The 26,173-nt window shown below is 61.6% G+C and carries 26 protein-coding genes and 1 tRNA gene; 20 read left to right on the plus strand and 7 right to left on the minus strand.

The genetic code is table 11. From position 1 onward, the window contains the following. Window positions 1-285: 285 nt before the first annotated feature. From BQ8794_RS33605 to glpK, 15 genes are all read left to right on the plus strand, one after another. Window positions 286-1,698: a circularly permuted type 2 ATP-grasp protein gene (locus tag BQ8794_RS33605; protein WP_167378938.1), complete on the plus strand. Its 1,413-nt coding sequence runs from the start codon at window positions 286-288 to the stop codon at window positions 1,696-1,698. 55 nt (window positions 1,699-1,753) lie between these two features. Beyond that, window positions 1,754-2,113, plus strand: coding sequence for a four helix bundle protein (locus BQ8794_RS33610; RefSeq protein ID WP_077384036.1), 360 nt, complete (start codon window positions 1,754-1,756; stop codon window positions 2,111-2,113). 63 nt (window positions 2,114-2,176) lie between these two features. Continuing rightward, window positions 2,177-3,118, plus strand: coding sequence for an alpha-E domain-containing protein (locus BQ8794_RS33615; RefSeq protein ID WP_077384037.1), 942 nt, complete (start codon window positions 2,177-2,179; stop codon window positions 3,116-3,118). A 61-nt stretch (window positions 3,119-3,179) separates the two neighbouring features. Then, a complete protein-coding gene (locus tag BQ8794_RS33620) occupies window positions 3,180-3,974 on the plus strand; it encodes a transglutaminase family protein (RefSeq protein ID WP_077384038.1) in 795 nt (264 codons plus the stop codon). A gap of 31 nt (window positions 3,975-4,005) precedes the next feature. After that, window positions 4,006-4,737, plus strand: a complete 732-nt coding sequence (locus BQ8794_RS33625) for a proteasome-type protease (RefSeq protein WP_077384039.1) — start codon at window positions 4,006-4,008, stop codon at window positions 4,735-4,737. A 55-nt stretch (window positions 4,738-4,792) separates the two neighbouring features. Next, on the plus strand, window positions 4,793-6,202 hold the full coding sequence (locus tag BQ8794_RS33630; RefSeq protein WP_077384148.1) for a pyridoxal phosphate-dependent decarboxylase family protein: 1,410 nt from the start codon (window positions 4,793-4,795) through the stop codon (window positions 6,200-6,202). A 125-nt stretch (window positions 6,203-6,327) separates the two neighbouring features. Further along, window positions 6,328-7,095: a DeoR/GlpR family DNA-binding transcription regulator gene (locus tag BQ8794_RS33635; protein WP_077384040.1), complete on the plus strand. Its 768-nt coding sequence runs from the start codon at window positions 6,328-6,330 to the stop codon at window positions 7,093-7,095. 139 nt (window positions 7,096-7,234) lie between these two features. Then, complete coding sequence (gene glpD / locus BQ8794_RS33640; protein ID WP_077384149.1) at window positions 7,235-8,761, plus strand: glycerol-3-phosphate dehydrogenase; 1,527 nt, start codon at window positions 7,235-7,237, stop codon at window positions 8,759-8,761. Window positions 8,762-8,789: 28 nt separating this feature from the next. Beyond that, window positions 8,790-9,872 carry an ABC transporter ATP-binding protein gene (locus BQ8794_RS33645; RefSeq protein ID WP_077384150.1) on the plus strand — a complete coding sequence of 361 codons (1,083 nt, stop codon included), beginning with the start codon at window positions 8,790-8,792 and terminating at the stop codon, window positions 9,870-9,872. 12 nt (window positions 9,873-9,884) lie between these two features. Beyond that, window positions 9,885-10,955 (plus strand): ABC transporter ATP-binding protein, encoded by a 1,071-nt coding sequence (locus BQ8794_RS33650; RefSeq protein WP_077384041.1) that lies wholly within the window; start codon window positions 9,885-9,887, stop codon window positions 10,953-10,955. 2 nt (window positions 10,956-10,957) lie between these two features. After that, complete coding sequence (locus tag BQ8794_RS33655; RefSeq protein ID WP_077384042.1) at window positions 10,958-11,824, plus strand: carbohydrate ABC transporter permease; 867 nt, start codon at window positions 10,958-10,960, stop codon at window positions 11,822-11,824. 43 nt (window positions 11,825-11,867) lie between these two features. Then, entirely contained in the window at window positions 11,868-12,746 is an 879-nt protein-coding gene (locus tag BQ8794_RS33660) for a carbohydrate ABC transporter permease (RefSeq protein ID WP_077384151.1), read from the plus strand. A gap of 1 nt (window position 12,747) precedes the next feature. Further along, window positions 12,748-13,029 carry a DUF2160 domain-containing protein gene (locus BQ8794_RS33665; protein ID WP_077384043.1) on the plus strand — a complete coding sequence of 94 codons (282 nt, stop codon included), beginning with the start codon at window positions 12,748-12,750 and terminating at the stop codon, window positions 13,027-13,029. 77 nt (window positions 13,030-13,106) lie between these two features. Continuing rightward, the gene (locus BQ8794_RS33670) at window positions 13,107-14,831 is read left to right on the plus strand and encodes an ABC transporter substrate-binding protein (protein WP_077384044.1); all 1,725 of its coding nucleotides are present in this window, start codon (window positions 13,107-13,109) and stop codon (window positions 14,829-14,831) included. Window positions 14,832-14,919: 88 nt separating this feature from the next. Then, window positions 14,920-16,413, plus strand: a complete 1,494-nt coding sequence (gene glpK, locus BQ8794_RS33675; RefSeq protein ID WP_077384045.1) for a glycerol kinase GlpK — start codon at window positions 14,920-14,922, stop codon at window positions 16,411-16,413. Between the two features lie 83 nt (window positions 16,414-16,496). Here glpK and BQ8794_RS37535 read toward each other — a convergent pair whose 3' ends face one another. After that, a complete protein-coding gene (locus BQ8794_RS37535) occupies window positions 16,497-16,802 on the minus strand; it encodes a BA14K family protein (RefSeq protein ID WP_425293612.1) in 306 nt (101 codons plus the stop codon). A 440-nt stretch (window positions 16,803-17,242) separates the two neighbouring features. Here BQ8794_RS37535 and BQ8794_RS33685 point away from each other — a divergent pair. Then, window positions 17,243-17,318 (plus strand) — tRNA-Lys (locus BQ8794_RS33685). Between the two features lie 427 nt (window positions 17,319-17,745). Here BQ8794_RS33685 and BQ8794_RS33695 read toward each other — a convergent pair. Further along, window positions 17,746-18,030, minus strand: coding sequence for a DUF982 domain-containing protein (locus tag BQ8794_RS33695; RefSeq protein WP_077384047.1), 285 nt, complete (start codon window positions 18,028-18,030; stop codon window positions 17,746-17,748). Between the two features lie 519 nt (window positions 18,031-18,549). Between BQ8794_RS33695 and BQ8794_RS35375 the strand changes: the two genes are divergently transcribed. After that, window positions 18,550-18,774 carry a hypothetical protein gene (locus BQ8794_RS35375; RefSeq protein WP_143744830.1) on the plus strand — a complete coding sequence of 75 codons (225 nt, stop codon included), beginning with the start codon at window positions 18,550-18,552 and terminating at the stop codon, window positions 18,772-18,774. A gap of 203 nt (window positions 18,775-18,977) precedes the next feature. On the opposite strand, the gene BQ8794_RS33710 is transcribed toward BQ8794_RS35375, so the two are convergent. The 5 genes from BQ8794_RS33710 to BQ8794_RS33735 form a co-directional block, all read right to left on the minus strand. Beyond that, the gene (locus BQ8794_RS33710; protein WP_077384049.1) at window positions 18,978-19,262 is read right to left on the minus strand and encodes a hypothetical protein; all 285 of its coding nucleotides are present in this window, start codon (window positions 19,260-19,262) and stop codon (window positions 18,978-18,980) included. Window positions 19,263-19,754: 492 nt separating this feature from the next. Then, window positions 19,755-20,879 carry a DNA-processing protein DprA gene (gene dprA / locus BQ8794_RS33720; RefSeq protein WP_077384051.1) on the minus strand — a complete coding sequence of 375 codons (1,125 nt, stop codon included), beginning with the start codon at window positions 20,877-20,879 and terminating at the stop codon, window positions 19,755-19,757. Continuing rightward, window positions 20,876-21,463 (minus strand): glycerol-3-phosphate 1-O-acyltransferase PlsY, encoded by a 588-nt coding sequence (gene plsY, locus BQ8794_RS33725; protein ID WP_077384052.1) that lies wholly within the window; start codon window positions 21,461-21,463, stop codon window positions 20,876-20,878. Before plsY ends, dprA begins: the two co-directional genes overlap by 4 nt. Window positions 21,464-21,482: 19 nt before the next feature. Then, entirely contained in the window at window positions 21,483-22,769 is a 1,287-nt protein-coding gene (locus BQ8794_RS33730; RefSeq protein WP_077384053.1) for a dihydroorotase, read from the minus strand. Beyond that, window positions 22,766-23,746, minus strand: coding sequence for an aspartate carbamoyltransferase catalytic subunit (locus BQ8794_RS33735; RefSeq protein WP_077384054.1), 981 nt, complete (start codon window positions 23,744-23,746; stop codon window positions 22,766-22,768). Before BQ8794_RS33735 ends, BQ8794_RS33730 begins: the two co-directional genes overlap by 4 nt. A 158-nt stretch (window positions 23,747-23,904) precedes the next feature. On the opposite strand from BQ8794_RS33735, the gene BQ8794_RS33740 reads away from it, so the two are divergent. The 3 genes from BQ8794_RS33740 to BQ8794_RS37240 all read left to right on the plus strand — a co-directional run bounded on the left by BQ8794_RS33740 (window position 23,905) and on the right by BQ8794_RS37240 (window position 26,126). Then, a complete protein-coding gene (locus BQ8794_RS33740; protein ID WP_077384055.1) occupies window positions 23,905-25,533 on the plus strand; it encodes a DNA alkylation response protein in 1,629 nt (542 codons plus the stop codon). A gap of 153 nt (window positions 25,534-25,686) precedes the next feature. Then, window positions 25,687-25,908 (plus strand): hypothetical protein, encoded by a 222-nt coding sequence (locus BQ8794_RS37235; protein WP_342189077.1) that lies wholly within the window; start codon window positions 25,687-25,689, stop codon window positions 25,906-25,908. Beyond that, on the plus strand, window positions 25,902-26,126 hold the full coding sequence (locus tag BQ8794_RS37240; protein WP_342189078.1) for a hypothetical protein: 225 nt from the start codon (window positions 25,902-25,904) through the stop codon (window positions 26,124-26,126). The genes BQ8794_RS37235 and BQ8794_RS37240 overlap by 7 nt, the downstream gene beginning before the upstream one ends. Window positions 26,127-26,173 lie beyond the last annotated feature (47 nt).

A 26,173-nucleotide genomic window follows, 5' to 3' on the forward strand; every position in this document is an offset into this window, starting at 1 on the left:
AGAGCGTCCTTTGCGCGTCCAATTGGACGCGCGGCGCTCTAATGTCCGCTGCGCGCCGGTTCTCGAAACCACCACCATATGACTCGCCAGAGCGAATTTCGAAACAGTCTCTGAGCGGCGCCTGCCGCCTGCCCGGGCACAAGGCAAAGCCTGACCCAGGCTTATCGGCGCTGCCCTAATTTTAGGCAAGCCGTGACATACTGATCGCCAACATCCTCCAAATCACCGATTGCGCTTGATTTTCTCCGGTGACGCCAGTGAAATGGCCTCACAGGGAGTAAGCGATTGGCAGCGTTCGACGAAATGCTTCCGGAAATCTCCGGATTGAGAAAACCGTATTCGGCTTACGATCGCTGGCTGAAGGAGCAGGATCCGGCCAGGCTTAGCGAAAAGATGCAGGACGCCGAACGCGTCTTTCGCAAGACCGGCATCACCTTTGCCGTCTATGGCGAGCAGGAAGCCTCCGAGCGCCTTATTCCCTTCGACATCGTTCCGCGCATCATTTCCGGCAATGAATGGCGACGGCTGACGCAAGGCATCGAGCAGCGCGTCCAGGCGCTGAACGCCTTTCTCGACGATATCTACCACCGCCAGGAGATTTTGCGCGCCGGGCGCGTCCCCAAGGAATTGATCGCCAAGAACGAGGCGTTCCTGCCGGAGATGATCGGAGTGCGGCCGCCGGCCGGCGTCTACACCCATATCATCGGCGTCGATATCGTTCGCATCAGCGAGAACGAATTCTACGTGCTGGAGGACAATGCGCGCACGCCGTCCGGCGTCTCCTACATGCTGGAGAACCGCGAGACGATGATGCAGCTCTTTCCCGAGCTGTTCCAGCAGATCAAGGTGCGGCCGGTGGAAAACTATCCGCAGCTCTTGCGCCAGTCGCTGGCGGCAGTGCGGCCGCAAGGCACCAAGGGCGCGCCGACCATTGCCGTTCTGACGCCGGGCAGCTTCAACTCCGCCTATTTCGAACATGCCTTCCTTGCCGACCAGATGGGTGTGCAGCTTGTCGAGGGACAGGATCTGCGCGTCGTCGATGGCCACGTCGCGATGCGCACGACCGAAGGCTACAAGCAGATCGACGTGCTTTATCGAAGGGTGGACGATTCTTTTCTCGATCCGCTGACCTTCCGCCCGGACTCGGCACTGGGGGTGCCGGGCATCATGGATGTCTACCGCGCCGGCAACATCACCATCGCCAATGCGCCGGGAACCGGCATCGCCGACGACAAGGCGATCTATTCCTACATGCCCGAGATCGTTGAATTCTACACCGGTCGTAAAGCGATCCTCGGCAACATCCCGACCTGGCGCTGCTCGGAGCCGGACAGCCTGAAATACGTGCTCGAACATATCGACGAGCTGGTGGTGAAGGAGGTGCATGGCTCCGGCGGCTACGGCATGCTGGTCGGGCCGGCGGCGACCAAGAAGGAATGCGAGGATTTTTCCAAGAAACTCGCGGCAAAGCCGTCGAACTACATCGCCCAGCCGACGCTGGCATTATCGACCTGTCCGATCCTGACCGACAAGGGACTGGCGCCGCGCCATGTCGATCTCAGGCCCTACGTGCTGGTATCTGATCGCATCCAGATCGTGCCGGGCGGGCTGACGCGTGTGGCGCTGAAGGAAGGCTCGCTGGTGGTCAATTCGTCCCAGGGCGGCGGGACGAAGGATACGTGGGTGCTGGATGATTAGAGTGGGAAGTAGCGAGTAGGGAATAGCGAGTAGCGAATAGGGGTGTGCGACGGCGATCAATTCATACAGGGACCTGATAGTTTGGAAGGCAGCCATCGAATTGGCGGTAGATTGCTATTCCGTGACGACAGGGTTCCCGAGCAAGGAAGCATACGGAATGACCTCTCAGATAAGGCGCTCGGCGGCGTCAATCGCAGCTAACATCGCGGAGGGTCACGGACGAGAAAATACGGGAGCCTTCATTCAATTTCTGCGCATTGCTCAAGGTTCTCTTAAAGAATTGGAAACGCACCTGATCTTGTCCGGGAGAGTGGGCCTGGTGGTTGAGAAAGAGGGTGGTCGGTTGCTTAATCAAACCGAGGAGATCGGGAAAATGTTGCGTTCGATGATCAGGAGTCTGCAACAAAAGTCATGAAGTCTTTTTTCCCCTATTCGCTATTCGCTATTCGCTATTCGCTCGAGATCGAGGCAGATTGAGATGCTTCTCGGCCGCACCGCCAATGGGCTCTACTGGATGAACCGCTACATCGAGCGGGCGGAAAACATGGCGCGGCTGGTCGATGCCGGGCTGCGCATGGCGCTGACCCGCACCCAGAACGCCTCCGAAGAGTGGAATTCGGTGCTGCTCAGTGCCGGTTCGGACGCTGCCTTCACGCAGAAATATTCCGACTATACCGCCGCCAACGTTGCCGATTTCCTGCTGCGCGACACATCCAACCCGTCGAGCACGATGGCGTCGATCGAAACGGCCCGTAACAATGCCCGCATGGTGCGCACCGCGCTGACGCGCGAAACCTGGGAAAGCATCAACGAGGCCTGGATGTCGCTGAAGCGCATCCTGGCCAAGCCGATCGACGAACGTGATTTGCCCAGCGTGCTCGACGCGATCAAGCGCGAAACGGCGCTGATCCGCGGCGCGTTCTACGGCACCATGCTGCGCAACGAGATCTTCGATTTCTCCCAACTCGGCACTTATGTCGAACGCGCCGACAACACGGCGCGCATCCTGGACGTGAAATACTACGTGCTGTTGCCTTCGATCTCGTGGGTCGGCTCCACCCTCGACAACTACCAGTGGGAATCGATCCTGCGCTCGGTGTCGGCGCACCGCTCCTATCGCTGGGTCTACGAGGCCGACTACAAGCCGACCAACATTGCCGACTATCTGATCCTCAACGTTCGCATGCCGCGCTCACTGACCTTCTGCTACCGCTTCCTGACGGAGCATCTCAGATTCCTGGGCGACGATTATGGTGAGCGCCATGCCTGTCATGTGACAGCCGGCAAGACCCAGGCGATGCTGGCCGCCGGCTCGATCAAGGACATATTCGACGCCGGCCTGCATGAATTCCTCGCCAATTTCATCCGTGACAACATCAGGCTCGGCGACGAGATCGCGCAGGACTACAGGTTTAATTGAGCATGATCCCGGAAAGTGGAAGCCGGTTTCCGGAAAAGATCATGCTCAGGGGACGAGAGCAATGCGGCTGAAGATCACTCACCGGACCGAATATCGCTACGATGCGCCGGTGCACTATCTCTTGCAGCGGCTGCGGCTGCTACCAGTCAGCGGACCGACGCAGACCGTCTTGTCCTGGGCGCTGAAGATCGAAGGGGCGCGCGAAGAAGTGCGCTTCACCGACCATTTCGGCAACGACACGCGGCTGTTGAGCGTCGAAGGCGACCGCGATTTCATCACCGTCGAGGCATCAGGCGAGGTTGTGACACGCGACACATCAGGCGTCTGCGGGCCACATCAGGGGTTCGCGCCGCTCTGGCTGTTTGGCCATGAAACACCGTTGACCACGATCGGCAGCGGCATTCGCGAACTCGCGGCCTCGGTCGGCGAGGGCGCCGATATCGAAAGGTTGCACCGGCTGATGGCGGTGATCGGCGAACGCGTCGCCTATACGCCGGGCACCACCAACGCGGCGACCCCGGCCGAGGACGCGCTGGCGCTCAAGACCGGTGTCTGCCAGGACCACAGCCACATCTTTGCCGCCGCCGCGCGGGCCATGGGGTTTCCGGCCCGCTACGTCAGCGGCTATTTGATGATGGATGCGGCGGTCGAGCAGGCGGCGAGCCATGCCTGGGCCGAAGCGCATGTTGCGGGCCTTGGCTGGGTCGCGTTCGACGTCGCCAACGGGATTTCGCCCGACGAACGCTATGTGAAGGTGGCAACCGGCCGTGATTACCGCGACGCCACGCCTGTATCGGGAATTCGACTGGGACAAGCGGAAGAACAGCTTGCGGTGACCGTCACCGTGGAGCAGTAATCCAGGGCAAGATTGCTGCCAAAGAGATTCGATGACCTATTGCGTCGGCCTGAAGATCGATCGTGGGCTCGTGTTCATGTCGGACACACGCACCAATGCCGGCATGGATTCGATCTCGACCTTCAAGAAGATGCATGTCTGGGAGGAGCCGGGCGAGCGCGTCATCGTGCTGATGTCGGCCGGCAATCTGGCGACGACGCAGGCTGTCGTCAGCCTGCTCGACGAGCGCACCAAGGCGGTGGCCGATCGCCACGCCACGCTGCTTGAAACGCCGTCGATGTACCAGACGGTGCGGCTGGTCGGCGACACCGTCAAGGAAGTCATCGCCAGTTCGTCGCCGGCGGGCGAAAAGGCCGATTCCTATTTCAATGCCTCCTTCATCCTCGGCGGCCAGATCAAGGGCAGCGCGCCGCGCCTGTTCATGATCTATCCGGAAGGCAATTTCATCGAATCGACCGAAGACACGCCGTTTTTCCAGATCGGCGAGACCAAATACGGCAAGCCGATCATCATCCGCGCCTATGAAAAGGCGATGAGTTTCGCCGAGACGGTGAAACTGCTGCTGGTGTCGTTCGATTCGACGCTGAAATCGAACCTGTCGGTCGGTCTGCCGCTCGACCTGCTGTTCTACGAAAAGGACGCCTTCAAGGTCAGCCTGAAGAAGCGGATAGCCCAGGACGACCAATATTATCGGACCATCTCGGACGGCTGGTCGAATGCATTGAAGGCTGCTTTTGCGAGCCTGCCTGACTTTCCCGAGTGAAAGCCTCCGTTTTTCGTGCTCTTTGATCACTGGGCTCGATGCGACGGAGAGCATGATGAATAGCGACGAATTCCGGGAATGGTCGCTGCACGCGGCCGAATGGGGTGCCGACTACAGGAGCACACTTCGCGAAAGGCCGGTGCGGCCGCTTGTCGAGCCGGGCGAAATTTCTAGAAGCATAGACGTCTCGCCGCCGGAACATGGCGAAAGGATGCAGGCAATCTTCGCCGATTTCGAGCAAAAAATCCTGCCGGGCATGACGCATTGGCAGCATCCGCGCTTCTTCGCCTATTTCCCGGCCAATGCCGCACCGGTCTCGGTGGTGGCCGAATATCTGGTCTCGGCGATGGCCGCGCAATGCATGCTCTGGCAGACTTCGCCCGCAGCGACCGAACTCGAGACGCGCGTCGTCGACTGGATGCGTCAGGCGCTTGGCCTGCCGGAAGGGTTTTCCGGCGTCATGCAGGATTCGGCATCGTCGGCGACGCTCGCCGCCGTGCTGACCATGCGCGAGCGCGCGCTCGACTGGCAGGGCAACAAGAAGGGCCTGCAAGGCCAGCCGATCTTGCGCGTCTATTCTTCCGATCAGGTCCACACCTCCATCGACCGGGCGATCTGGGTGTCGGGCGTTGGCGAGGATAATCTCGTGCGCATTCCTGTTGCCGGCCGCTTCCGCGCCATGGATGTCATCGCCCTAGAAGCAGCAATCGTCGCCGATCGCGAAAATGGCATGCTGCCGGCTGGCATCATCGCCAGCGTGGGCGGCACCAGCACCGGTGGCACGGATGACGTTGCCGGCGTTGCCGCGGTGGCCAAGCGCCATGGGCTCCATCTGCATGTCGATGCCGCATGGGCCGGATCAGCGATGATCTGCCCCGAGTTTCGCCATTTCTGGGCCGGCGCCGAGCACGCGGATTCCATCGTCTTCAATCCGCACAAATGGTTGGGTGCGCAGTTCGATTGCTCGGTTCAGTTCATCCGCCAGCCGGAGGATCTCGTTCGCACGCTGGCCATCAAGCCCGAATTCCTGAGGACGCATGGGCGTGACGGCATCATCAACTATTCCGAATGGTCGGTGCCGCTCGGCAGGCGTTTTCGTGCGCTAAAACTGTGGTTCCTGCTGCGCGCCCACGGGCTGGAAAATCTGCGCACCATGATCCGCAACCATGTCGCCTGGAGCGAAGGGCTGGCCGAGCGGCTGGCCGGGGAACCGGATTTCGAGATCGTCTCGGAGCCGATGCTGTCGCTGTTCTCGTTCCGGCATTTGGTGGCCGGCACCGATTCGGGCCAACACAATCTGCGGCTGGTCAACGCGATCAACGACGATGGCCGCATCTACCTGACGCAGACACGGGTGGACGGGCAGGTCGCGATCCGCTTTCAGGTCGGTCAGTTCGAGACGACGGCGGCGGACGTCGACATCGCTTTCGAGGTCATCACCGAAATCGCCCGCCGGCTGGCCTGAAATTGGTCGGCAAAGTTGCGTCGAGGTTTGTCTTTGGACGCATGCAATTTCGTTAGCCGGCTCATGCCTTTTCATCACTTTCGTTTTCCGATATAGACAAGAAAAACGAAAACGGGAGGTCCCCAATGTATCTGTCGCCCCGTCATTCCGAAATCATCCAGATGGCCAAGGACAATGGCCGCGTGCTGGTCGACGATCTGGCAACGCATTTCAACGTGACGCCGCAGACCATCCGCAAGGACCTTAACGATCTGTGCGACCAGCGACTGCTTTCCCGTATCCATGGCGGGGCGCTGTTCCCGTCCGGCATCGAGAACATGGAATATGAGGCGAGGCGCAAGATCGCCGCCGACGAGAAGGAGGCGATCGGCCGCGCCGCAGCCAGGCTGATCCCGGACAACGCCTCGCTGTTCATCAATATCGGCACCACGACGGAGTCGGTCAGCAAGGCGCTTCTCGATCATGCCGGCCTGATGGTAATCACCAATAATATCAATGTTGCCAATAGGATGCGCATATATCCTTCGATCGAGGTTGTTATTGCCGGCGGCGTCGTGCGCGGCTCCGACGGCGGTGTGGTCGGCGAGGCGGCGGTCGATTTCATCAGGCAGTTCAAAGTCGACTACGCGGTGATCGGCGCCTCGGCGATCGACCATGACGGTGCGTTGCTCGATTTCGATTTTCGCGAAGTGAAGGTGGCGCAGGCGATCATCGCCAATGCCAGGCATGTCATCCTCGTTTCCGACCAGACCAAGTTCGAGCGGACGGCGCCGGTGCGTATCGGCCATCTGTCGCAGGTCAACACTTTCATCACCGACCGCTGCGATATTCCGTCGGTGCGCAAGATCTGCCAGGAGGCAGAGGTACAACTGATCGAAACCTCGCTCTCCTAGATGGTGCCGTTGATGGTGCCGTAGCGGCAACTCCTGCTGTTTATATTTCGTTTGACATTCGTTCCTATTTCGAAATAATCCCGACACGGTTTCGTAAAAACCTAAAAATGCTGCAATGCGAAATCCGGGAGGACTTTTTGTGAGCGCATCCCCGATCCATGACATCTTCGTCATCGGTGGCGGTATCAACGGCTGCGGCATTGCCCGCGATGCGGTTGGGCGCGGCTTCTCGGTCTTTCTTGCCGAGATGAACGATCTGGCCAGCGGCACGTCCTCGGGCTCGACCAAACTGATCCATGGCGGCTTGCGCTATCTGGAGTTCTATGAGTTCCGCCTGGTGCGCGAGGCGCTGATGGAGCGCGAGACCCTCTGGAAGAACGCGCCGCACATCATCTGGCCGATGCGCTTCGTGCTGCCCTATGCCAAGGGCCTGCGCCCGGCCTGGCTGATCAGGCTCGGCCTTTTCCTCTACGACCACATTGGCGGGCGCAAATTGCTGCCGGCGACCAAGACGCTGGATATGGCAAACGACCCAGCCGGCAAGCCGCTGAAGCCGTTGTTTCGCAAGGCCTTCGAATATTCCGACGGCTGGGTCAACGATGCGCGGCTGGTGGCGTTGAACGCCCGCGACGCCGCCGATCGCGGCGCAACGATACGAACCCGCACGAAAGTCATCAGCGCACGCCGTGAAGGCGAACTCTGGACGGTCAGGCTGGAAAACACGCAGACCGGCGACACCGAGGAGGTCAAGGCGCGGCTTTTGGTCAACGCCGCCGGCCCATGGGTCGACCACGTGCTGTCGGCTACGGTCGGCTTGAACGACGTGCACAATGTCCGGCTGGTACAGGGCAGCCATATCGTCATCAGCAAGAAATTCGACGATCCGCGCGCCTATTTCTTCCAGAACAAGGATGGCCGCATCATCTTTGCCATCCCCTACGAGGAAGAGTTCACGCTGATCGGCACCACCGACCAGGATTTTTCCGGCGACCCGCACGACGTGAAGATCAGCGACGCCGAGATCGATTACCTCTGTGCTGCGGCGAGTGAATATTTCGCGCAACCGGTCAAGCGTCCGGACATCGTCTGGACCTATTCCGCCGTGCGCCCGCTTTATGACGACGGCGCCTCGAAAGCCCAGGAAGCGACCCGCGATTATGTACTGAAGACCGACGGCGGCGATGGCACGGCGCCGATCATCAACACCTTCGGCGGCAAGATCACCACCTATCGCCGGCTATCGGAATCGATGCTCGAGAAAATCGAGGGTTTTCTCGGCAAGCGCGGCAAGCCGTGGACGGCAAACGCGCCGCTGCCGGGCGGCGATTTCCCGGCCAGCGGCTTCGACGCCGAAGTGGCAAAACTGAAAACGGCCTATCCGTTCCTCGATGCGCGTCTGGCGCGCCGCCTGACCCGGCTTTACGGGACTCGCGCAAGGATGCTGCTGGGACTCGCCAGATCGAATGCCGATCTTGGCCGCAACTTTGGCGCCGATCTCTACGAGGCCGAGGTGCGCTACCTCGTTCAAAATGAATGGGCGATGACGGCCGAAGATGTATTGTGGCGCAGGACCAAGCGCGGCCTGCAACTGAGCCGCGAGCAGGCGGCAGCGCTCGACGAATTCATGCGCGGGATAAGCCGGCGCCATGTCGCGGCTGCCGAATAGTCATGCAGAAAGCCTGGGAGGAGGCATCATGCTGGAACTGAGAAACGTGACGAAGACGGTCGGCGCAACGGAGCATTTACGCGACGTCTCTCTGACGCTTCAGCACGGCTCGCTCAACGTCCTTCTCGGGCCGACGCTTTCCGGCAAGACCAGCCTGATGCGGCTGATGGCCGGCCTTGATGTGCCGACATCCGGCTCGGTCTGGTTCGATGGCAAGGATGTCACCGGCATCCCGGTGCAGAAGCGCAACGTCGCCATGGTCTACCAGCAGTTCATCAACTATCCGGCGATGACCGTTTACGAGAACATCGCCTCGCCGCTGAGAGTGGCCGGTGCCGAGCGGGCAAAGATCGACAAGGAGGTGCGCAATGCCGCAGCCCTTCTCAAGCTGACGCCCTTTCTCGACCGCACGCCGCTCAGCCTCTCCGGCGGCCAGCAGCAGCGCACCGCTCTGGCGCGCGCCATCGTCAAGAACGCCAGCCTCGTGCTGCTCGACGAGCCGCTTGCCAACCTCGACTACAAGCTGCGCGAGGAGCTGCGCGCGGAATTGCCGAAGATTTTTGCGGCAACCGGCACTATCTTCGTCTACGCCACGACCGAGCCGCACGAAGCCTTGCTGCTCGGCGGCAACACGGCGACGCTTTCCGAAGGCCGCATCACCCAGTTCGGCCCGACGATCGACGTCTTCCGCAGGCCGAACGACCTCGTCACGGCCAGGACGTTCGCCGATCCGCCGCTCAACACGATCGTGCTGAAGAAGAGCGGTTCGAGCTTCCTTCTTGATGGTGGGGTGAGCCTCCCGGTGCCGGCTGAACTCGCCGGTATTGCCGATACGAGTTACACGATCGGCTTCCAGCCCCACCATCTCTCCCTTGCCCGGCCGAGCCCGTCAGCGGTTCCGGTGAAAGCCAAGGTGTCGGTCACCGAGATCACCGGTTCTGAAAGTTTTGTGCATCTCGATTTCGCCGATGTCCGCTGGGTCATGCTGGAGCATGGCATCCTGGTGTTCGAGCCGGACCAGACCATCGAGGTGTTCATCGACCCGCGGCACATCATGGTGTTCGACGCGAACGGCCGCTCGGCCGCGCCGACACAGATGCTGGCGGCTTGAGGAGGAGGGCACATGGCGCGCATCGACTGCAATCACATCCGCCACGCCTACGGGCCGCATCCGAAGTCGGATAAGGACTATGCGCTGAAGGAGGTGCATCACGCCTTCGAGGACGGCGGCGCCTATGCGCTGCTGGGGCCGTCGGGCTGCGGCAAGACCACGCTGCTCAACATCATTTCCGGCCTGTTGTATCCGTCGCACGGCGAGCTTCTGTTCGACGGCAAGGACGTGACCAATCTGTCGACGCAGGAGCGCAACATAGCTCAGGTGTTCCAGTTCCCGGTCATCTACGACACCATGACCGTCTACGACAATCTGGCCTTCCCGCTGCGCAACCGCGGCGTTCCGGAACCCGACGTCGACCGCAAGGTGCGCGAAACCCTTGACATGACCGGTCTGGCCGATATGGCCAAGCGAAAGGCGAGGGGGCTGACCGCTGACCAGAAGCAGAAGATCTCGCTCGGACGCGGGCTGGTGCGCTCCGATGTCAACGCGATCCTGTTCGACGAGCCGCTGACCGTCATCGACCCGCATATGAAGTGGGTGCTGCGCTCGCAGTTGAAGCAATTGCACAGGCGCTTCGGTTTCACCATGGTCTATGTCACGCACGACCAGACCGAGGCGCTCACCTTCGCCGAAAACGTCGTCGTCATGTATGAGGGCGAGATCGTGCAGATCGGCTCTCCAGCCGAACTGTTCGAGCGTCCCAAGCATACATTCGTTGGCTATTTCATCGGTTCGCCGGGCATGAACGTCATGCCGGTCGCGGTCGAAGGCAGGAGCGCGCGGCTCGGCAGCCAGACCATCGAACTGCCGGGCGCGCCCAGGGCCGGGATCACCGGTGCGATCGAACTCGGCATCCGCCCCGAATATATCAGGCTTGGCGCCAGCGGCATGCCGGTTTCAATCCGCAAGGTCGAGGATATCGGTCGACACAAGGTGGTGCGCGCCAGTTTCGAAGGCCGCGACATCGCGGCGATCATCGGCGAGGACGAGGACATTCCCGCCGATCCGAAGATCGCTTTCGACCCGGCCGGCATCAACATCTATGCCGATTCCTGGCGCGTCGAAATGGGAGGCTGAGCATGGAAAGGACCTGGAACAACAAGGCCTGGTTCATGGTGCTGCCGGTGCTGTTGCTGGTGGCTTTCTCGGCGATCATCCCGCTGATGACGGTCGTGAATTATTCGGTGCAGGACACTTTCGGCAACAACGACTTCTTCTGGGCGGGCTCGGAGTGGTTCGACGAAATCCTGCATTCCGACCGTTTTTGGGAGGCGATGGGCCGTAACCTGGTCTTCTCGGCCATCATCCTCATCATCGAGATTCCGCTCGGCATCTTCATTGCGCTCAACATGCCGAAGAAGGGCTGGGGCGTTCCGGTCTGCCTAGTGCTGATGGCGCTGCCGCTGCTCATCCCGTGGAACGTCGTCGGTACGATCTGGCAGGTGTTCGGCCGCGTCGACATCGGCCTGCTCGGATATTCGCTGCGGGCGCTCGGCTTCAACTACAACTATGTCAACGACCCGTTCGACGCGTGGATCACCGTAATCGTCATGGACGTCTGGCACTGGACGAGCCTCGTCGTCCTGCTCTGCTACGCAGGATTGGTCTCGATCCCCGACGCCTATTACCAGGCGGCCAAGATCGACGGGGCGTCGCGCTGGGCGATCTTCCGCTACATCCAGTTGCCCAAGATGAACCGCGTGCTGCTGATCGCCGTTCTGCTGCGCTTCATGGACAGTTTCATGATCTACACCGAGCCGTTCGTCGTCACCGGCGGCGGACCCGGCAACACCACCACTTTCCTGTCGATCGATCTGGTGAAGCTGGCCATCGGCGAGTTCAACCTCGGTGAGGCGGCGGCCATGTCGATCGTCTATTTCCTGATTATCATGCTCCTGTCCTGGGTGTTCTACACCGTCATGACAGCCTACGACGCGGAGCAGTGAGATGGCGCGCCTCGAGGAAACCACGGCCGACGGACGAACGCTGATGCGGCAAACCCCGGCTAGCGCGGAAGCACAGACGGCGAACGCTACGCTGGCCCGCAAAATGCGGCGGCGGGGCGAGGAGTCGCGGTTCTGGTGGCTGGTGCCGACGATCTACATCATCTTCCTGATGCTGCCGATCTACTGGCTGGTCAATATGAGCTTCAAGACCAACCAAGAGATCCTCGGCGCCTTCTCGCTGTGGCCGAGAAACCCGACGATCGCCAACTACATGGTGATCTTCACCGATCCGTCCTGGTACAAGGGCTACATCAACTCGATCATCTATGTGGTTATGAACACGGTGATTTCGGTAACCGTGGCGCTTCCGGCGGCATATGCCTTCTCGCGCTACCGCTTCCTCGGCGACAAGCATTTGTTTTTCTGGCTCTTGACCAACCGCATGGCGCCGCCGGCGGTGTTTGCGCTGCCGTTCTTCCAGCTCTATTCGGCTTTCGGCCTGATCGACACGCACATCGCCGTGGCGCTCGCGCATTGCCTGTTCAATGTGCCGCTGGCGGTCTGGATTCTCGAAGGCTTCATGTCGGGCGTGCCGAAGGAAATCGACGAGACCGCCTATATCGACGGCTATTCCTTCCCGCGCTTCTTCCTCAGGATATTCATGCCGCTGATCGCGAGCGGTATCGGCGTGGCCTGCTTCTTCTGCTTCATGTTCTCGTGGGTCGAACTGCTGATCGCGCGCACATTGACCACGACCGCCGCCAAGCCGATCGCCGCGATCATGACGCGCACGGTCTCGGCCTCGGGCCTCGACTGGGGCGTGCTGGCCGCCGCCGGCGTGCTGACCATCCTTCCGGGCGCGCTCGTGATCTGGTTCGTACGCAACTACATCGCAAAGGGCTTTGCCCTGGGGAGGGTGTGACATGAACCTCACCTGGATGGCATGGACGCTGCCGACGGCGGTCTTTTTCATCACGATCCTGGCGCTGCTCTGCGGCATGGCGATCTGGGAGTACGTCTCGCCGGGCGGCAATCCGCGGGTTGGCGTGCTGCGGTTCGAGACGACGCGCGGCGATCGTCTCTTCCTATCGCTGCTTGGCAGCGCCTTTATCCATCTCGCTTGGCTGGGTCTTGTCGGACCCAACCTGTGGTGGGCTCTCGCTCTCTCCGTGGTCTACGCCATCGGCGTGTTCCGCTACGTATAGAGGGGGAAACTGTTGGAGCGGCCGCGTGCCGGCGGCTGCTCCGATCGCACTTGAAACTGAAACAGTGGAGGAAACACATGAGACGGCAATTTTTGACATCAACGACTGCGCTTGTCCTGTTGCTCGGGGCAGGCAACGCTTATGCCGGAATGGACGAAGCCAAGGCGTTTCTCGACGAAGAAATCAAGGACATGTCGACGCTCGATCGCGCTGCCCAGGAAGCCGAGATGCAATGGTTCATCGATGCTGCAAAACCCTTTGCGGGCATGGACATCAAGGTCGTCTCGGAAACCATCACGACGCACGAATATGAATCGAAGACGCTGGCCAAGGCGTTTTCCGACATAACGGGCATCAAGATCACCCATGACCTGATCGGCGAAGGCGATGTCATCGAAAAGCTGCAGACGCAGATGCAGTCGGGCGAAAACATCTACGACGCCTATGTCAACGACTCCGATCTGATCGGCACCCATTGGCGCTATCAGCAGGCGCGCAGCCTGACCGATTGGATGGCGAATGAGGGCAAGGACGTCACCAACCCGAACCTCGACCTCGCCGACTTCATCGGCACCAAGTTCACGACGGCTCCGGACGGCGATCTCTATCAGCTGCCCGACCAGCAGTTCGCGAACCTCTACTGGTTCCGCTACGACTGGTTCAACGACGAGAAGAACAAGGCGGATTTCAAGGCGAAGTACGGCTACGATCTCGGCGTGCCGGTCAACTGGTCGGCCTATGAGGACATCGCCGAATTCTTCACCGGCCGCGAGATCGACGGCAAGAAGGTCTACGGCCATATGGACTACGGCAAGAAGGACCCGTCGCTCGGCTGGCGCTTCACCGATGCCTGGCTTTCGATGGCCGGCAATGGCGACAAGGGGCTGCCGAACGGTCTTCCGGTCGACGAATGGGGCATCAAGGTCGACGAGAAGTCGCAGCCCGTCGGCTCTTGCGTGGCTCGCGGCGGCGACACCAACGGTCCGGCGTCGGTCTATTCCATCCAGAAATATCTCGACTGGATGAAGGCTTACGCTCCGGCCGCGGCCCAGGGCATGACCTTCTCGGAATCCGGACCGGTTCCGGCGCAGGGCGAAATTGCCCAGCAGATGTTCATGTACACGGCCTTCACCGCCGACATGGTCAAGGACGGCCTTCCCGTCGTGAACGCGGACGGGACGCCGAAATGGCGTTTCGCTCCGTCGCCGCATGGCGTCTACTGGAAGGACGGCATGAAGCTCGGCTACCAGGACGTGGGTTCGTGGACGCTCCTCAAGTCGACGCCTGACGACCGCGCCAAGGCAGCCTGGCTCTACGCGCAGTTCGTCACCTCGAAGACAGTCGACGTTAAGAAAGCCCATGTCGGCCTGACGCTGATCCGCGAGAGCACGATCCAGCACAAGAGCTTCACGGACCGTGCCCCGAAGCTCGGCGGCCTGATCGAGTTCTACCGCTCGCCGGCCCGCGTCCAGTGGTCGCCGACGGGTACGAACGTTCCTGACTATCCGAAGCTGGCACAGCTTTGGTGGCAGGCGATCGGCGATGCCTCGTCGGGTGCCAAAACCCCGCAGGAGGCGATGGACTCGCTCTGCGCCGAGCAGGAAAAGGTGCTCGAGCGCCTCGAGCGCGCCGGCGTGCAGGGCGACATCGGCCCCAAGATGGCGGAGGAAAAGACCCTCGAAGAATGGAACGCCGATGCCATCGCCAAGGGCAATCTCGCGCCGCAGCTGAAGATCGAGCCGGAGAAGGACAAGCCGCAGACCATCAACTACGACGAGTTGGTCAAGAGCTGGAGCAACTGAGCATCGGTCCGGGCGTTCGCGCCCGCATCGCACCAATCGGGGGAGGCGGCATCTTGCCGTCTCCCCTGTTTGCGCCGAGGGAGTGAGAATGAGTGGCTTTATCCTAGCAATCGACCAGGGGACGACGTCGAGCCGGGCGATCTTGTTCGACGGTGACATGAAGGTCATGGGCAGCGGACAGGAAGAGTTTACCCAGCATTATCCGGCCTCCGGCTGGGTAGAGCATGATCCGGACGAAATCTGGTCGAGTGTCGTGGCGACGGCGAAGGCTGCGCTGAAGAGCGCCGGCCGCGACGCGTCGGAGGTTGCAGCGATCGGGATCACCAACCAGCGCGAGACCGTCGTCATCTGGGACAGGGCGACCGGCAGGCCGATCCACAACGCGATTGTCTGGCAGGACCGCCGCACCGCGCCGCTGTGCCAGAAATTGAAGAAGCAGGGCCTGGAGAAGAAGTTCACCAGAAAGACCGGCCTGCTGCTCGATCCCTATTTCTCCGGCACCAAGATCGCCTGGATGCTGGACAAGGTGAAGGGCGCCAGAAAACGCGCCGAGAAGGGCGAATTGCTGGCCGGCACCATCGACAGCTTTCTGATCTGGCGGCTGACCGGCGGCAAGGTTCACGCCACCGATGCCACCAACGCCTCGCGAACGCTGGTCTACAACATCGAAAATAATGCCTGGGACGACGAGCTGCTGGCCATTCTCGGCATACCGGCAAGAATGCTACCACAGGTGAAGGATTGCGCTGATGATTATGGAATCACGGAAAAAAATCTCTTTGGTTCGGAGATAAAAATCCTCGGCGTGGCTGGCGACCAGCACGCGGCGGCCATCGGCCAGGCCTGTTTCGAGCCGGGCATGATGAAATCCACCTATGGCACCGGCTGCTTCGCGCTGCTCAACACCGGCAGTGATCTGGTGCGCTCGAAGAACCGGTTGTTGACGACCATTGCCTACAGGCTGAACGGCAAGACCACTTATGCGCTGGAAGGGTCGATATTCATCGCAGGTGCTGCCGTTCAGTGGCTGCGCGACGGCATCAAGGTGATCGGCAAGGCCGAGCAGAGCGGCGTGCTGGCAGCCAGTGCCGACCCGACTCAAGAGGTGTATCTGGTGCCGGCTTTCGTCGGGCTTGGCGCGCCGCACTGGGACGCCGAGGCGCGCGGCGCCATCTTCGGGTTGACCCGCAATTCGGGCCCGGCCGAATTTGCCCGCGCCGCATTGGAATCCGTGGCTTTCCAGACCCGCGACCTGCTCGATGCCATGCGCAAGGACTGGAAGGGCGCTTCAGCGAAGACCGTTCTCAGGGTCGATGGCGGCATGGTGGCGTCGGACTGGACGATGCAGCGGCTGGCCGACATCCTCGATGCGCCGGTCGACCGTCCGACCATCCTGGAGACGACGGCGCTCGGCGCGGCGTGGCTGGCCGGCTCGAGGGCGGGCGTCTGGCCGAAGACAAGGGAATTCGCCAGGAGCTGGGCGCTGGAGCGACGGTTTCGACCGGACATGGATGCATCGGTCCGTTCCGCAAAGCTGGCGGGTTGGCGCCATGCTGTGCGCCGGACACTGAGCACGCCGTAGATTTCGCGCACCGAAAAGAAAAAGCCTGCGCCGTTGTCAGCGCAGGCTCTTCAACAAGCTTTATTCAACTCTGCCCGGGTTTATCAATAGGGCGAGAAGCACTGCCGGCGGGGGCCGTAGTAAGGCTGATACGTGTTGTCATAGGCCCGGTAAGATCTGTAGCGGCTGTAGCACCACTCCATGTGGGCATCGCCTCGATAGACGCGGCGATACTGGTTGTTGACGATCGCGCCGGTGATCAGCGCCCCAGTGGGCAGCCAGCGGGAACCAGAAGTCGCCGTAGCGACGATAGCCAGGACGATAGTAGCGATAGCCGCGATAATACCTGAAATCGTCGTTACGGGCGAAACGACGAAAATCGCGACGGAAAAAATTGCGACGGAAATCACGGCGGGAGAAATCCCGATTCCTCCACCTCCACCGTTCATCCTGAACGGTCTGGACATCCGACGAGACGTTCTGACCCAGCGGCACGTAGATGGGCTGGGCGTTGACGGGCACGATTTGCGCTACAGCGAATGACGCTGACAGCACGGTCGCCAGCAAGCCCGACATGATTTGTTCATGGCCTTCTCCTTGATAGCGTCGTCCCTTGTAGCGATAAAAACGGGGATGTTGCGCAATTGTTCCGCGAAAAATAGCAAGCTGCTGATTTGTAATACGTCTCGGCATTTGTGCGACACAGCCGCTCCGATCTTGTCGAGACGGTTTGCGAGGCGTCAGGAGACCGCGAAAAGTCCGGCTTGCGAGGCCTCTTTTTCCGGTTGACCGTTCGAGACACTCTCCCTATGTTCCGCGCAATTTCGAGGGCGGCATCCTGAGCCCGCGGGAGCGCGTAGCTCAGCCGGTAGAGCAACTGACTTTTAATCAGTAGGTCCAGGGTTCGAATCCCTGCGCGCTCACCAACAAAATCAAGCCTTTAGAGAAAAATCCGGCGTTGTCTAATGCGCCATTGCCATTTACCAGAATTACCAGCGTTTCCGGGCTTTTTCATGGGTTAGCGGGGATTTGCTGGCGCATGAATGGCGCACGCGGCACATGAAAAACCCCGCCGAAGCGGGGTTTGAAGGGCGCTCTCGAGGCTAGCGGCATCGTATTCTTAGATGATGGCCAATGCGTCGACGGCGGCGCTGGCGTGAGGCTGAGGAAATGACGCTTTGAAAATCGTCGGTGCCCTGCTTTGCAGGACTGGGCTGCTTTGCTGATCTATGTTCAGAGCGACGAGCAAGGAAGCCGAGACTTCAAGGATCTGCTCGAACAACACTATGTCGGGGAAGCCGCTAAGCCTTAAGCGCGCCCTAGATGCCCGTCGGAGCGGGGCGTTCCAGCTCATTACATCAGGTCTTCAGCAACCCCGTCAAATTTCTTGAGGCCTACGCTTGGGCGCTTTCGCTTAAGAAGTCCCTGTTCAGATGCGGCCACCTTGAAAGCAGCGAACGCAGCTTGGTGACTGCAATGTCCGGCCAGGCATTCCTTGATCATTCGGATTGCCTCAAGCCGGGACGGCTTTTCCAAGAGTGGCCATGGTTGCTGAAGCGCCATCTCGGCGTCGGCTATAGAAGCGACCACCATCGGCTTGTGATTCAGGTAGACTGTAATCGGAATAAACGCCGCCATTTTTATCGCTCGCCAGGAATAAGGCGGTTAAACGCGAAGGCCATGGCGGTGGTTGCATCATCGCGACTAACGCTGCCGATCGCATCGCGGACATGTCGCGCGCGGATCTACAGATCATCCTGCGTCGCGCCGCATTGATGCTCAGGAACGTCTCAGGCGTGCCGCTGGAGCCCGCAACGGAGGACGCGCTCTGGTCGGCCCGACCTCATGGCCCGACCTCATTTAGACCATTAGATCGTGCTGCGCGAATGGCTGGAACCAACGCCTATCTGCCTGTGCGCACGATAGACGAGGAAAGTGAGACGGACGGGCAACGCGCCAGCCAGGCGAGCTCCCCTAAGGCTCGCTGGTCAGGCCCAGCGATCTCCCAAGCCGCTGGGCCGATCGAGCTTGCGTAACGCATGGCGGGGTTCATGACCCGGATTAAAAGCGGGTCGATTGAATGTCGACTTTTGCCGTAAAAAGTTTCGGGCCGGAACGCTTGCTTGTCTCGTGGGTTGAGATGAAAGAGATGCAGGCGTGGCCAAGAAGCCGTCCATCACCGGAATATTGCGACTTACCTCTGACCAACTGAAGAGGATCCGCAAACGCGTCGCCAATGGCGGTCACGTGGACCAGATGCAAGAGGTCGATGCCCTGGTCGGCCTCGCCAAAGAAATGGCCGACCGGCAACTGGCCGGGTTAGAAAGCCCGGCAGATGAAAACGATGGCTCTGTGCAAGACGGTGACGATGCAAAGGACTGAGCGTGGCGCCGGCCACCCTCCGCAAGCGACTGACAGTCGCTCACAAAATCATCCACGAAATCGTTCGGTGAACCACGCTATTTGCCACCCACCACCTTCATCGGCTTATGGGTCACCAGGCGCTTCGGCAAGTGCTCGGTGTGCACTTCAAGCAGGGGCTCGTTAATTCCTTTAGGCGATGGTGGGGTGCAGACGAAGGATTGTCATTGAAGTGCCCCACCAGGAAAGCCGATGGAATCTGTGTTATCCGATCCTCGTTCAACGGCATGTGCGATTTGTTTCAGCATCGCATGAGCCGCGCCAGCCGACATGACGAGGCGGCACACAATCACGTGTTCGAACTTTCCACGCTCGTAGATCGCTCGCTGCCGGCTGTAAAATATGCACCGGAAATTCCCGTCTCCCAAATTTTCCATGTCGGCCATCCCTGAAATGAAGACATCGGGGATGATGGCCGTTTCGACTAAGTCTATGATGGGATCGGTCATGATGCGTCTCCCCAATTGCCCCCAATTCCGGGTTCCAACACCCGGCGTTGCTGATACCTGCAATTTTTGCAGGCTAAGGGAGCAACTGTCGTTTGATCAACTTGGAGATTGGGGGTAGCCGGCACCTGCAATGGGAGAAGGATCTCGCATGCCGCATCCGCCTTACTGCGCATGAAGGGGATTAGAATGCCACCCCAGCCGGCGCCGGCCACCTTTCTCCTTATCTGGCGCATCTGGTCGCTGTTGCGAAGGGCGATATATACCCCATCCGGAAAACCCAGCATGCGGAGTTCTCTCGACCATTGCAGGCCAGCACAACGCTCAGCTCCACAGAAGAGCGGTCGCACGAGTGAACAGGGTCTGCCTTTGCTTTTCGTTCAGATCGCTCACGGGGTCACTGCTACGATAAACGCGACCGCAAGAGGCGGATGAGGCGAGCATCGGGGCAGGTTCTCCCAAGAATCGTGTGCTGAGAGATCCGGAAGACTTCGATCATACCAGCGAGACCTTCCCGCCGGCGTGGCGCTCCAGCCGGCCGGCGAGGTCCAGTTCCAACAGCACCATGAAAACCTGGGCGGGATGCAGGCCGGTGTGGCGGATGATTTCGTCGACCGCCACCGGCGTCGGGCCAAGGGCTTCGATGACGCGGGCGCGGTCGTCTAAGCCGGGTGGCGGTGTTGCCAAAAAGTCGGGCGGCTCTTCGAGCAGCGGCGTCCTTGGCGCCAGTGCGCCGACGAGCGGCGCGATCGCACTGGTAACGTCCAATGCTTCGGTGACCAGGGTGGCGCCGTCCTTGAGCAAGGCGTTGGCGCCGGCGGCGCGCGGATCGAGCGGCGAGCCGGGGACGGCGAAGACCAGCCGGCCCATCTCGCCAGCAAGCCTGGCGCTGATCAGCGAGCCGGAACGTAGCGCCGCCTCGACCACGACCAGCCCCAATGCCGCACCGGCGACAAGGCGGTTGCGGCGCGGAAAATCCTGGGCGCGCGGCTGCCAGCCGAACGGCATCTCTGAAATGATGGCGCCGCCGCGCTCGGCAATCTCGTTGCACAATGCGGCATTCTCGGGCGGGTAGGGCAGATCGAGGCCGCCGGCCAGCACACCGATCGTGCCTGACGCAAGGCTGCCCTGATGTGCTGCCGTGTCGATGCCGCGGGCCAGGCCGGAGACGATGCTGAAGCCGCCGCGGCCGAGTTCGGCGGCGAGCGTCCGCGCCATCTTGATGCCGGCCAGCGAGGCGTTGCGGGCGCCGACTATGGCGACCGCCGGCAGCCGGAACACCGCGCCTTCGCCCTTGACCGCGAGCAGCGGCGGCGGATGGTCCATGCTTTTCATCAGCGGCGGATAGTCGGCCTCGCCAATGCCGACGAAGCGGGCGCCGGCGCGCCGGGCGGTCTCCAGTTCCGCCTCGGCCTCGGCCATCGTCGGGATGCGGACGGTCTTTCTGGCGCCGCCCGAAATCATCAGCTCGGGCAGCATCTCGAGCGCGGTCTCGGCCGAGCCAAAACGGTTGATCAGGTCGCGAAAGGTGGCCGCACCGACATTCGGCGTGCGGATCAAACGAAGCCAGCTCAACCGCTGCCGGTCGCTGAGCCGCGTCCCGGCGGCGCGCTGGCTCACTCCCTGGCTCCGATCTTGTTCTCGGTGCCGGCCAGCAGCCGGGTAATGTTGGCCCGGTGTTTTATGATGACGATCAGGCTCATCAGCGCGAACAGCCCGGCAATCTCGGGCGTGCTGAGGACAAAGAGCGCGATCGGCACGACGATTGCTGCCGTCAGCGCCGCCAGCGAGGAATAGCGGAACAGGAAGGCCATGGCCAGCCAGACGAGGGCGAAGATCAGCGCCACCTGCCAGGCAAGAGCGATCAGCACGCCGAGATAGGTGGCGACCCCCTTGCCGCCCTTGAAACCGAGCCAGACCGGGAAGAGATGGCCGAAAAAGGCGCCGAGGCCGGCCCAGAGCCCGAGTTCCGGGGCAAAGCGACCGGCGATCAGCACGGCCGCCGTGCCTTTCAGCGCGTCGAGCAGCAGCGTGGCGGCGGCCAGGCCCTTGTTGCCGGTGCGCAGCACATTGGTGGCGCCGATGTTGCCGGAGCCGATGTTGCGGACGTCGCCAAGGCCGGCGGCACGGGTGATCAGGAGGCCGAACGGGATCGAGCCGAGCAGATAGCCGAACACCAGCGCCAAGACGATGCCGTAAGCCATTGTTCCCCCGGATATGCACCTAGGCCGAAAACACTGTGCGGCCCGCCACCATCGTTTGCAAGACCTTGCCCTGCAGCCGCGCGCCTTCGAAACAGGTGTTTTTCGAGCGCGAACGGATGCCACTTTCGCTGACGATCCATGGCTCGTCGAGATCGACCAGCGCAAGGTCGGCGACCGCACCCGGCTTCAGCGTGCCGCCGGGCAGGCCGAACAGCCTTGCCGGGGCGGTGGACAACGTCTCAACCAACCTGAGCAGCGTCAAATCGCCATTGTGGTAGAGGCGTAGCGCCGCGCCGAGCAGCGTTTCCAGTCCGATGGCACCGGCCGCGGCGTCGGCGAAAGGCAGGCGCTTGGTGTCGACGTCCTGCGGGTCGTGCGAGGATACGATGATGTCGATCGTGCCGCCCTTGACCGCTTCGATCATCGCCCGCCGGTCTTCCTCGGCGCGCAATGGCGGCGTCAGCCGGAAGAAGGTGCGGTATTCGCCAACATCGTTTTCGTTGAGAGACAGATTGTGGATCGAGACGCCTGCTGTGACATTGGCGCCGTCGGCCTTAGCCCTCGTTACCGCGTTTGCCGCCATGGCAGTCGAAATCTTAGCCGCGTGATAGGCGCCGCCAGTCAGCCGCGCCAGCGCAAGATCGCGCTCCAGAGGAATGGACTCGGCCTCGCGCGGAATGCCGGCAAGGCCGAGCCAGCTGGCATAGAGGCCTTCGTTCATGACGCCTGACGAAGCGAGGTCGGCGTCTTGGGTTTCATGCGCGATCACGCCGCCGAAATCGCGCGCATAGGTCAGCGCCCGGCGCATCACCAGTGCGCTTGATATGGTGTGCCGCCCGTCAGTGAAGGCGATCGCGCCGGCCTCGCGCAGCAGGCCGAATTCGGTCATCTCGCGGCCTTCGAGGCCCTTGGTGATCGCCGCCGCCGGAAAGATGTTGACGACGGCCGTGTCCTTGGCGGTACGCAGCACGAATTCGACCAGCGCGACATTGTCGATCACCGGGTCGGTGTCGGGCATCATGACGATGGAAGTGACGCCGCCGGCCGCCGCCGCCACGCTGGCCGAAGCGATGGTCTCGCGGTGCTCGCCGCCCGGTTCGCCGATGAAAACGCGCGCATCGATCAGGCCGGGAATGATTGCCTTGCCGGCGCAGTCGATGACGGTAGCATCTTGCGCAGCGCCCTGGTTCAAGGCCGCCTTGCCGGCGGCGACGATCTTGCGGCCCTCGACGATGACAGTGCCGACCTCGTCGATGCCGCGCGACGGATCGACGATGCGGGCCTGGCTGAAGACCGTTGTGCTCATGCGCCGCGGCCCTCCAGGGTGCGGCCCTCATAATTGCGGCGGGGATCGAGCAGCGCTTCCATCACCGCCATGCGCACGGCAACACCCATCTCCACCTGTTCCTGGATGACGCTCTGCGGACCGTCGGCGATTTCTGAGGCGATCTCGACGCCGCGGTTCATCGGGCCGGGGTGCATGACCAGAGCGCCGTCCTTGGCCGCCTTCAGCTTCTCGGCGTCGAGGCCGAAATAGTGGAAATACTCACGCACCGAAGGCACGAAGGCGCCTTCCATCCGCTCGCGCTGCAGCCGCAGCATCATCACCACATCCGCATCCTTGAGCCCTTCGGCCATCGAACGGGTGACGATCACGCCCATTTTCTCGATGCCGGCGGGCAAAAGCGTCGACGGCGCCACGACGCGCACCTGCGCGCCGAGCGCATTGAGCAGCATGATGTTGGAACGCGCCACGCGCGAATGCAGGATGTCGCCGCAGATCGCCACAATCAGCTTCGACAGCGGGCCCCTGGCGCGGCGGATGGTCAGCGCGTCGAGCAGCGCCTGCGTCGGGTGCTCATGGGCGCCGTCGCCGGCATTGATCACCGAGCAGCCGACCTTTTGCGCCAGCAGCGCGGCGGCACCCGCCGACTGGTGGCGGATGATCAGGATGTCGGGATGCATGGCGTTCAGCGTCATCGCCGTGTCGATCAGCGTCTCGCCCTTCTTCACCGAAGAGCTGGCCACCGACATGTTCATGACGTCGGCGCCGAGCCGTTTTCCGGCCAGTTCGAACGACGATTGCGTCCGGGTCGAAGCTTCGTAGAAGAGGTTTATCTGGGTGCGGCCACGCAGCGTCGAGGCCTTCTTCTCCGACTGCCGCGAGATCGCGACCGACCGGTCCGCCCTGTCCAGCAAAAGCTCGATGTCGGCGGGGGAAAGATCGCGGATGCCCAGAAGATGGCGGTGGGGATAGAGTGGCAGGGACGAAGCGTCGGTCATCTCAAGGCGCTGCTATAGGGTGGAGGACCTTTGGCTGCAAGCACCAGCTTTGGATTGCGGGCTTTCTCCCCGGTATTTTCGTCGCGCGCGTTGCGCGGCTTGGGCTATATCTAGCTGATGGCTTCGGATTCGTGGCCTTGTGATGATAAGGACAGTGTGTGACCGACGACGTGACGAACCAGCCGCCGCCGCTGGCAGGTGGCAACGCCTGGCGAGGCGATCCGTTGCTGATCCAGCTTGCCGAGCGTTTTTCCGATCCGGTGCGCAAGGATATCGATGGGCTTGGCCGTTTCGTGCTGACGCAGGAGGCGCAGGAGCTGGCTCGCCTCGCCAATGTCGAAACGCCGAAGCTCAGGACCCATGACCGCCAAGGCAGGCGCATCAATCTGGTCGAGTTCCATCCAGCCTATCATGCGCTGATGCGCCGGTCGGTGGCGAACGGGCTGCATTCGTCGGTCTGGGAAAATGGCGATGCCGAGATCGGCCGCCGCCATCAGGTGCGCGCCGCCCGTTTCTACCTGACGGCGCAGCTCGAAACCGGGCATCTCTGTCCCATCACCATGACCAGCGCATCGCTGGCCGCGCTGATGGCAAGCCCAAAACTGTTTCGCGAATGGGCGCCGCGGGTGACGACACGCAAATACGACCAGAGCCAGAAGCCGCCGGTCGAAAAAGCCGGGCTGACGCTCGGCATGGGCATGACCGAGAAGCAGGGCGGCACCGACGTCCGCGCCAACGTCACCAGGGCCGAGCGCGCCGGCAGCAGCTTCTATCGGCTGACCGGCCACAAATGGTTCATGTCGGCGCCGATGTCGGATGCGTTCCTGGTGCTTGGACAGGCACCGGAAGGACTTTCGTGCTTTCTCGTTCCCCGCATTCTCGGCGATGGCTCGGGCAACGGCTTCCGCTTCCAGCGGCTGAAGGACAAGCTTGGCAACCGCTCCAACGCCTCGTCCGAAGTCGAGTTCGTCAATGCCATCGGCGAGATGGTCGGCGAGCCCGGGGCAGGCGTCAAGACGATCATGGATATGGTGACGCTGACCCGGCTCGACTGCGCGATCGCCTCGTCGGCGATCATGCGAGCCGGGCTGGCCGAAGCCGTCCACCACACCCGTCACCGCCAGGTGTTTGGAACCAATCTGATCGAGCAGCCTCTGATGCAGCGCGTGCTGGCCGACATGGCGCTCGACGTCGCGGCCGCCACCGCGCTGTCATTCCGACTGGCGCGCTCGTTCGACGAGGCGGCCGGCGACCGCGGCGAGGCGGCCTTCGCTCGCGCCATGACGCCGGTCGTCAAATACTGGGTCTGCAAGATCGCACCGCCGCTGCTCTATGAGGCGATGGAATGCCTCGGCGGCAATGGCTATGTCGAGGAGGCGCCGCTCGCCCGCTACTATCGCGAAGCTCCGGTCAACGCGATCTGGGAGGGATCCGGCAACGTCATGGCACTCGACGTGCTGCGCGTGCTGGGGCGTGCACCCGGCCTGTTCGAGGAGGTGCTGGCCGGCATCGATCGCGATCTCGGCGCCGGCGGGCGCGGCACCGTCGGTGTGCTCAAGGCAGCAATGCAGGTCGCGGCAACCGATGAGGGCTCGGCCCGTCTGCTCACCGAGCAACTGGCGCTGTCGGCGGCAGCGGCGGAGCTTCGCAGGTTGGGGGCAGGGCGGATCGCCGACGCCTTCGTCGAGACGCGCCTCGCCGGCCAGTGGCGCAACACCTATGGCATGCTCGATTCACGTCACGACGCGCGCATGATCATCGACACGCTCTACCCACCGGTCACCTGAAGCGACACCGGCAAGATTTCTCGTCGTCTGTCGCGCCGCTAGTTGATTGCGAGCGCGGCGCAAATAATCTGAGACTGTGGGAGACTCCCACATTTGCTCCGATTAGGTCGGGTTGTATACGGCGACGACAGGCTCATGCGCAGCGAGATGGCAATGACAGTCAATTTCAGTGAGCTTCTGGAGGCGTTCGAATTCGTGAATTCCGGCGGAGGCGGCGAAAATACGGCCTATCTGTGCAAGGAGACAGGCAAGATCTACTGGCATTCCGACTGGGCGGACGATGTTGAAGAACTGCCTGACGACGTCGAGGACAGCGGGAGATACATCCCATCCCGGACAAGCGCGAACTCGATCTCGGCAAACCGCTGGTGCTGACATTCGCGCGCCACCACCTGCCCGACGATTGCGATAAGGTTCGGGAGATCTTCAGCCGGGCGGGTGCCTATGCCCGCTTCAAGGATCTTTTGGAGCGCAGGGGCGCCGTTGATCGATGGTACGACTTCGAGCAAAAAGCCACGGAAGAAGCGTTGAAGACCTGGTGCGCGGATAACGACATCAAGATAACGCTCACCGCCGCTGTGGATGACCGTTAACCTTAACAAATGGTTTCCATTGCAGCGGCAGGCCGCAAAGCCCACTG

Origin of the sequence: Mesorhizobium prunaredense (assembly GCF_900156895.1) — a bacterium.
Lineage (GTDB): Bacteria > Pseudomonadota > Alphaproteobacteria > Rhizobiales > Rhizobiaceae > Mesorhizobium > Mesorhizobium prunaredense.

Excerpts from the sequence above, each read along its gene's own strand:
- BQ8794_RS33625 (WP_077384039.1), top strand. The coding sequence starts at position 4,006 with ATGACCTATTGCGTCGGCCTGAAGATCGATCGTGGGCTCGTGTTCATG.
- plsY (WP_077384052.1), bottom strand. The coding sequence starts at position 21,463 with ATGGCTTACGGCATCGTCTTGGCGCTGGTGTTCGGCTATCTGCTCGGC.
- BQ8794_RS33670 (WP_077384044.1), top strand. The coding sequence starts at position 13,107 with ATGAGACGGCAATTTTTGACATCAACGACTGCGCTTGTCCTGTTGCTC.
- BQ8794_RS33695 (WP_077384047.1), bottom strand. The coding sequence starts at position 18,030 with ATGGCGGCGTTTATTCCGATTACAGTCTACCTGAATCACAAGCCGATG.
- BQ8794_RS33730 (WP_077384053.1), bottom strand. The coding sequence starts at position 22,769 with ATGAGCACAACGGTCTTCAGCCAGGCCCGCATCGTCGATCCGTCGCGC.
- BQ8794_RS33660 (WP_077384151.1), top strand. The coding sequence starts at position 11,868 with ATGCGGCAAACCCCGGCTAGCGCGGAAGCACAGACGGCGAACGCTACG.
- BQ8794_RS33645 (WP_077384150.1), top strand. The coding sequence starts at position 8,790 with ATGCTGGAACTGAGAAACGTGACGAAGACGGTCGGCGCAACGGAGCAT.
- BQ8794_RS33710 (WP_077384049.1), bottom strand. The coding sequence starts at position 19,262 with ATGACCGATCCCATCATAGACTTAGTCGAAACGGCCATCATCCCCGAT.
- glpK (WP_077384045.1), top strand. The coding sequence starts at position 14,920 with ATGAGTGGCTTTATCCTAGCAATCGACCAGGGGACGACGTCGAGCCGG.
- BQ8794_RS33655 (WP_077384042.1), top strand. The coding sequence starts at position 10,958 with ATGGAAAGGACCTGGAACAACAAGGCCTGGTTCATGGTGCTGCCGGTG.
- BQ8794_RS33650 (WP_077384041.1), top strand. The coding sequence starts at position 9,885 with ATGGCGCGCATCGACTGCAATCACATCCGCCACGCCTACGGGCCGCAT.
- BQ8794_RS33665 (WP_077384043.1), top strand. The coding sequence starts at position 12,748 with ATGAACCTCACCTGGATGGCATGGACGCTGCCGACGGCGGTCTTTTTC.
- BQ8794_RS37235 (WP_342189077.1), top strand. The coding sequence starts at position 25,687 with ATGACAGTCAATTTCAGTGAGCTTCTGGAGGCGTTCGAATTCGTGAAT.
- BQ8794_RS33615 (WP_077384037.1), top strand. The coding sequence starts at position 2,177 with ATGCTTCTCGGCCGCACCGCCAATGGGCTCTACTGGATGAACCGCTAC.
- BQ8794_RS33635 (WP_077384040.1), top strand. The coding sequence starts at position 6,328 with ATGTATCTGTCGCCCCGTCATTCCGAAATCATCCAGATGGCCAAGGAC.
- BQ8794_RS33735 (WP_077384054.1), bottom strand. The coding sequence starts at position 23,746 with ATGACCGACGCTTCGTCCCTGCCACTCTATCCCCACCGCCATCTTCTG.
- BQ8794_RS33630 (WP_077384148.1), top strand. The coding sequence starts at position 4,793 with ATGAATAGCGACGAATTCCGGGAATGGTCGCTGCACGCGGCCGAATGG.
- BQ8794_RS33620 (WP_077384038.1), top strand. The coding sequence starts at position 3,180 with ATGCGGCTGAAGATCACTCACCGGACCGAATATCGCTACGATGCGCCG.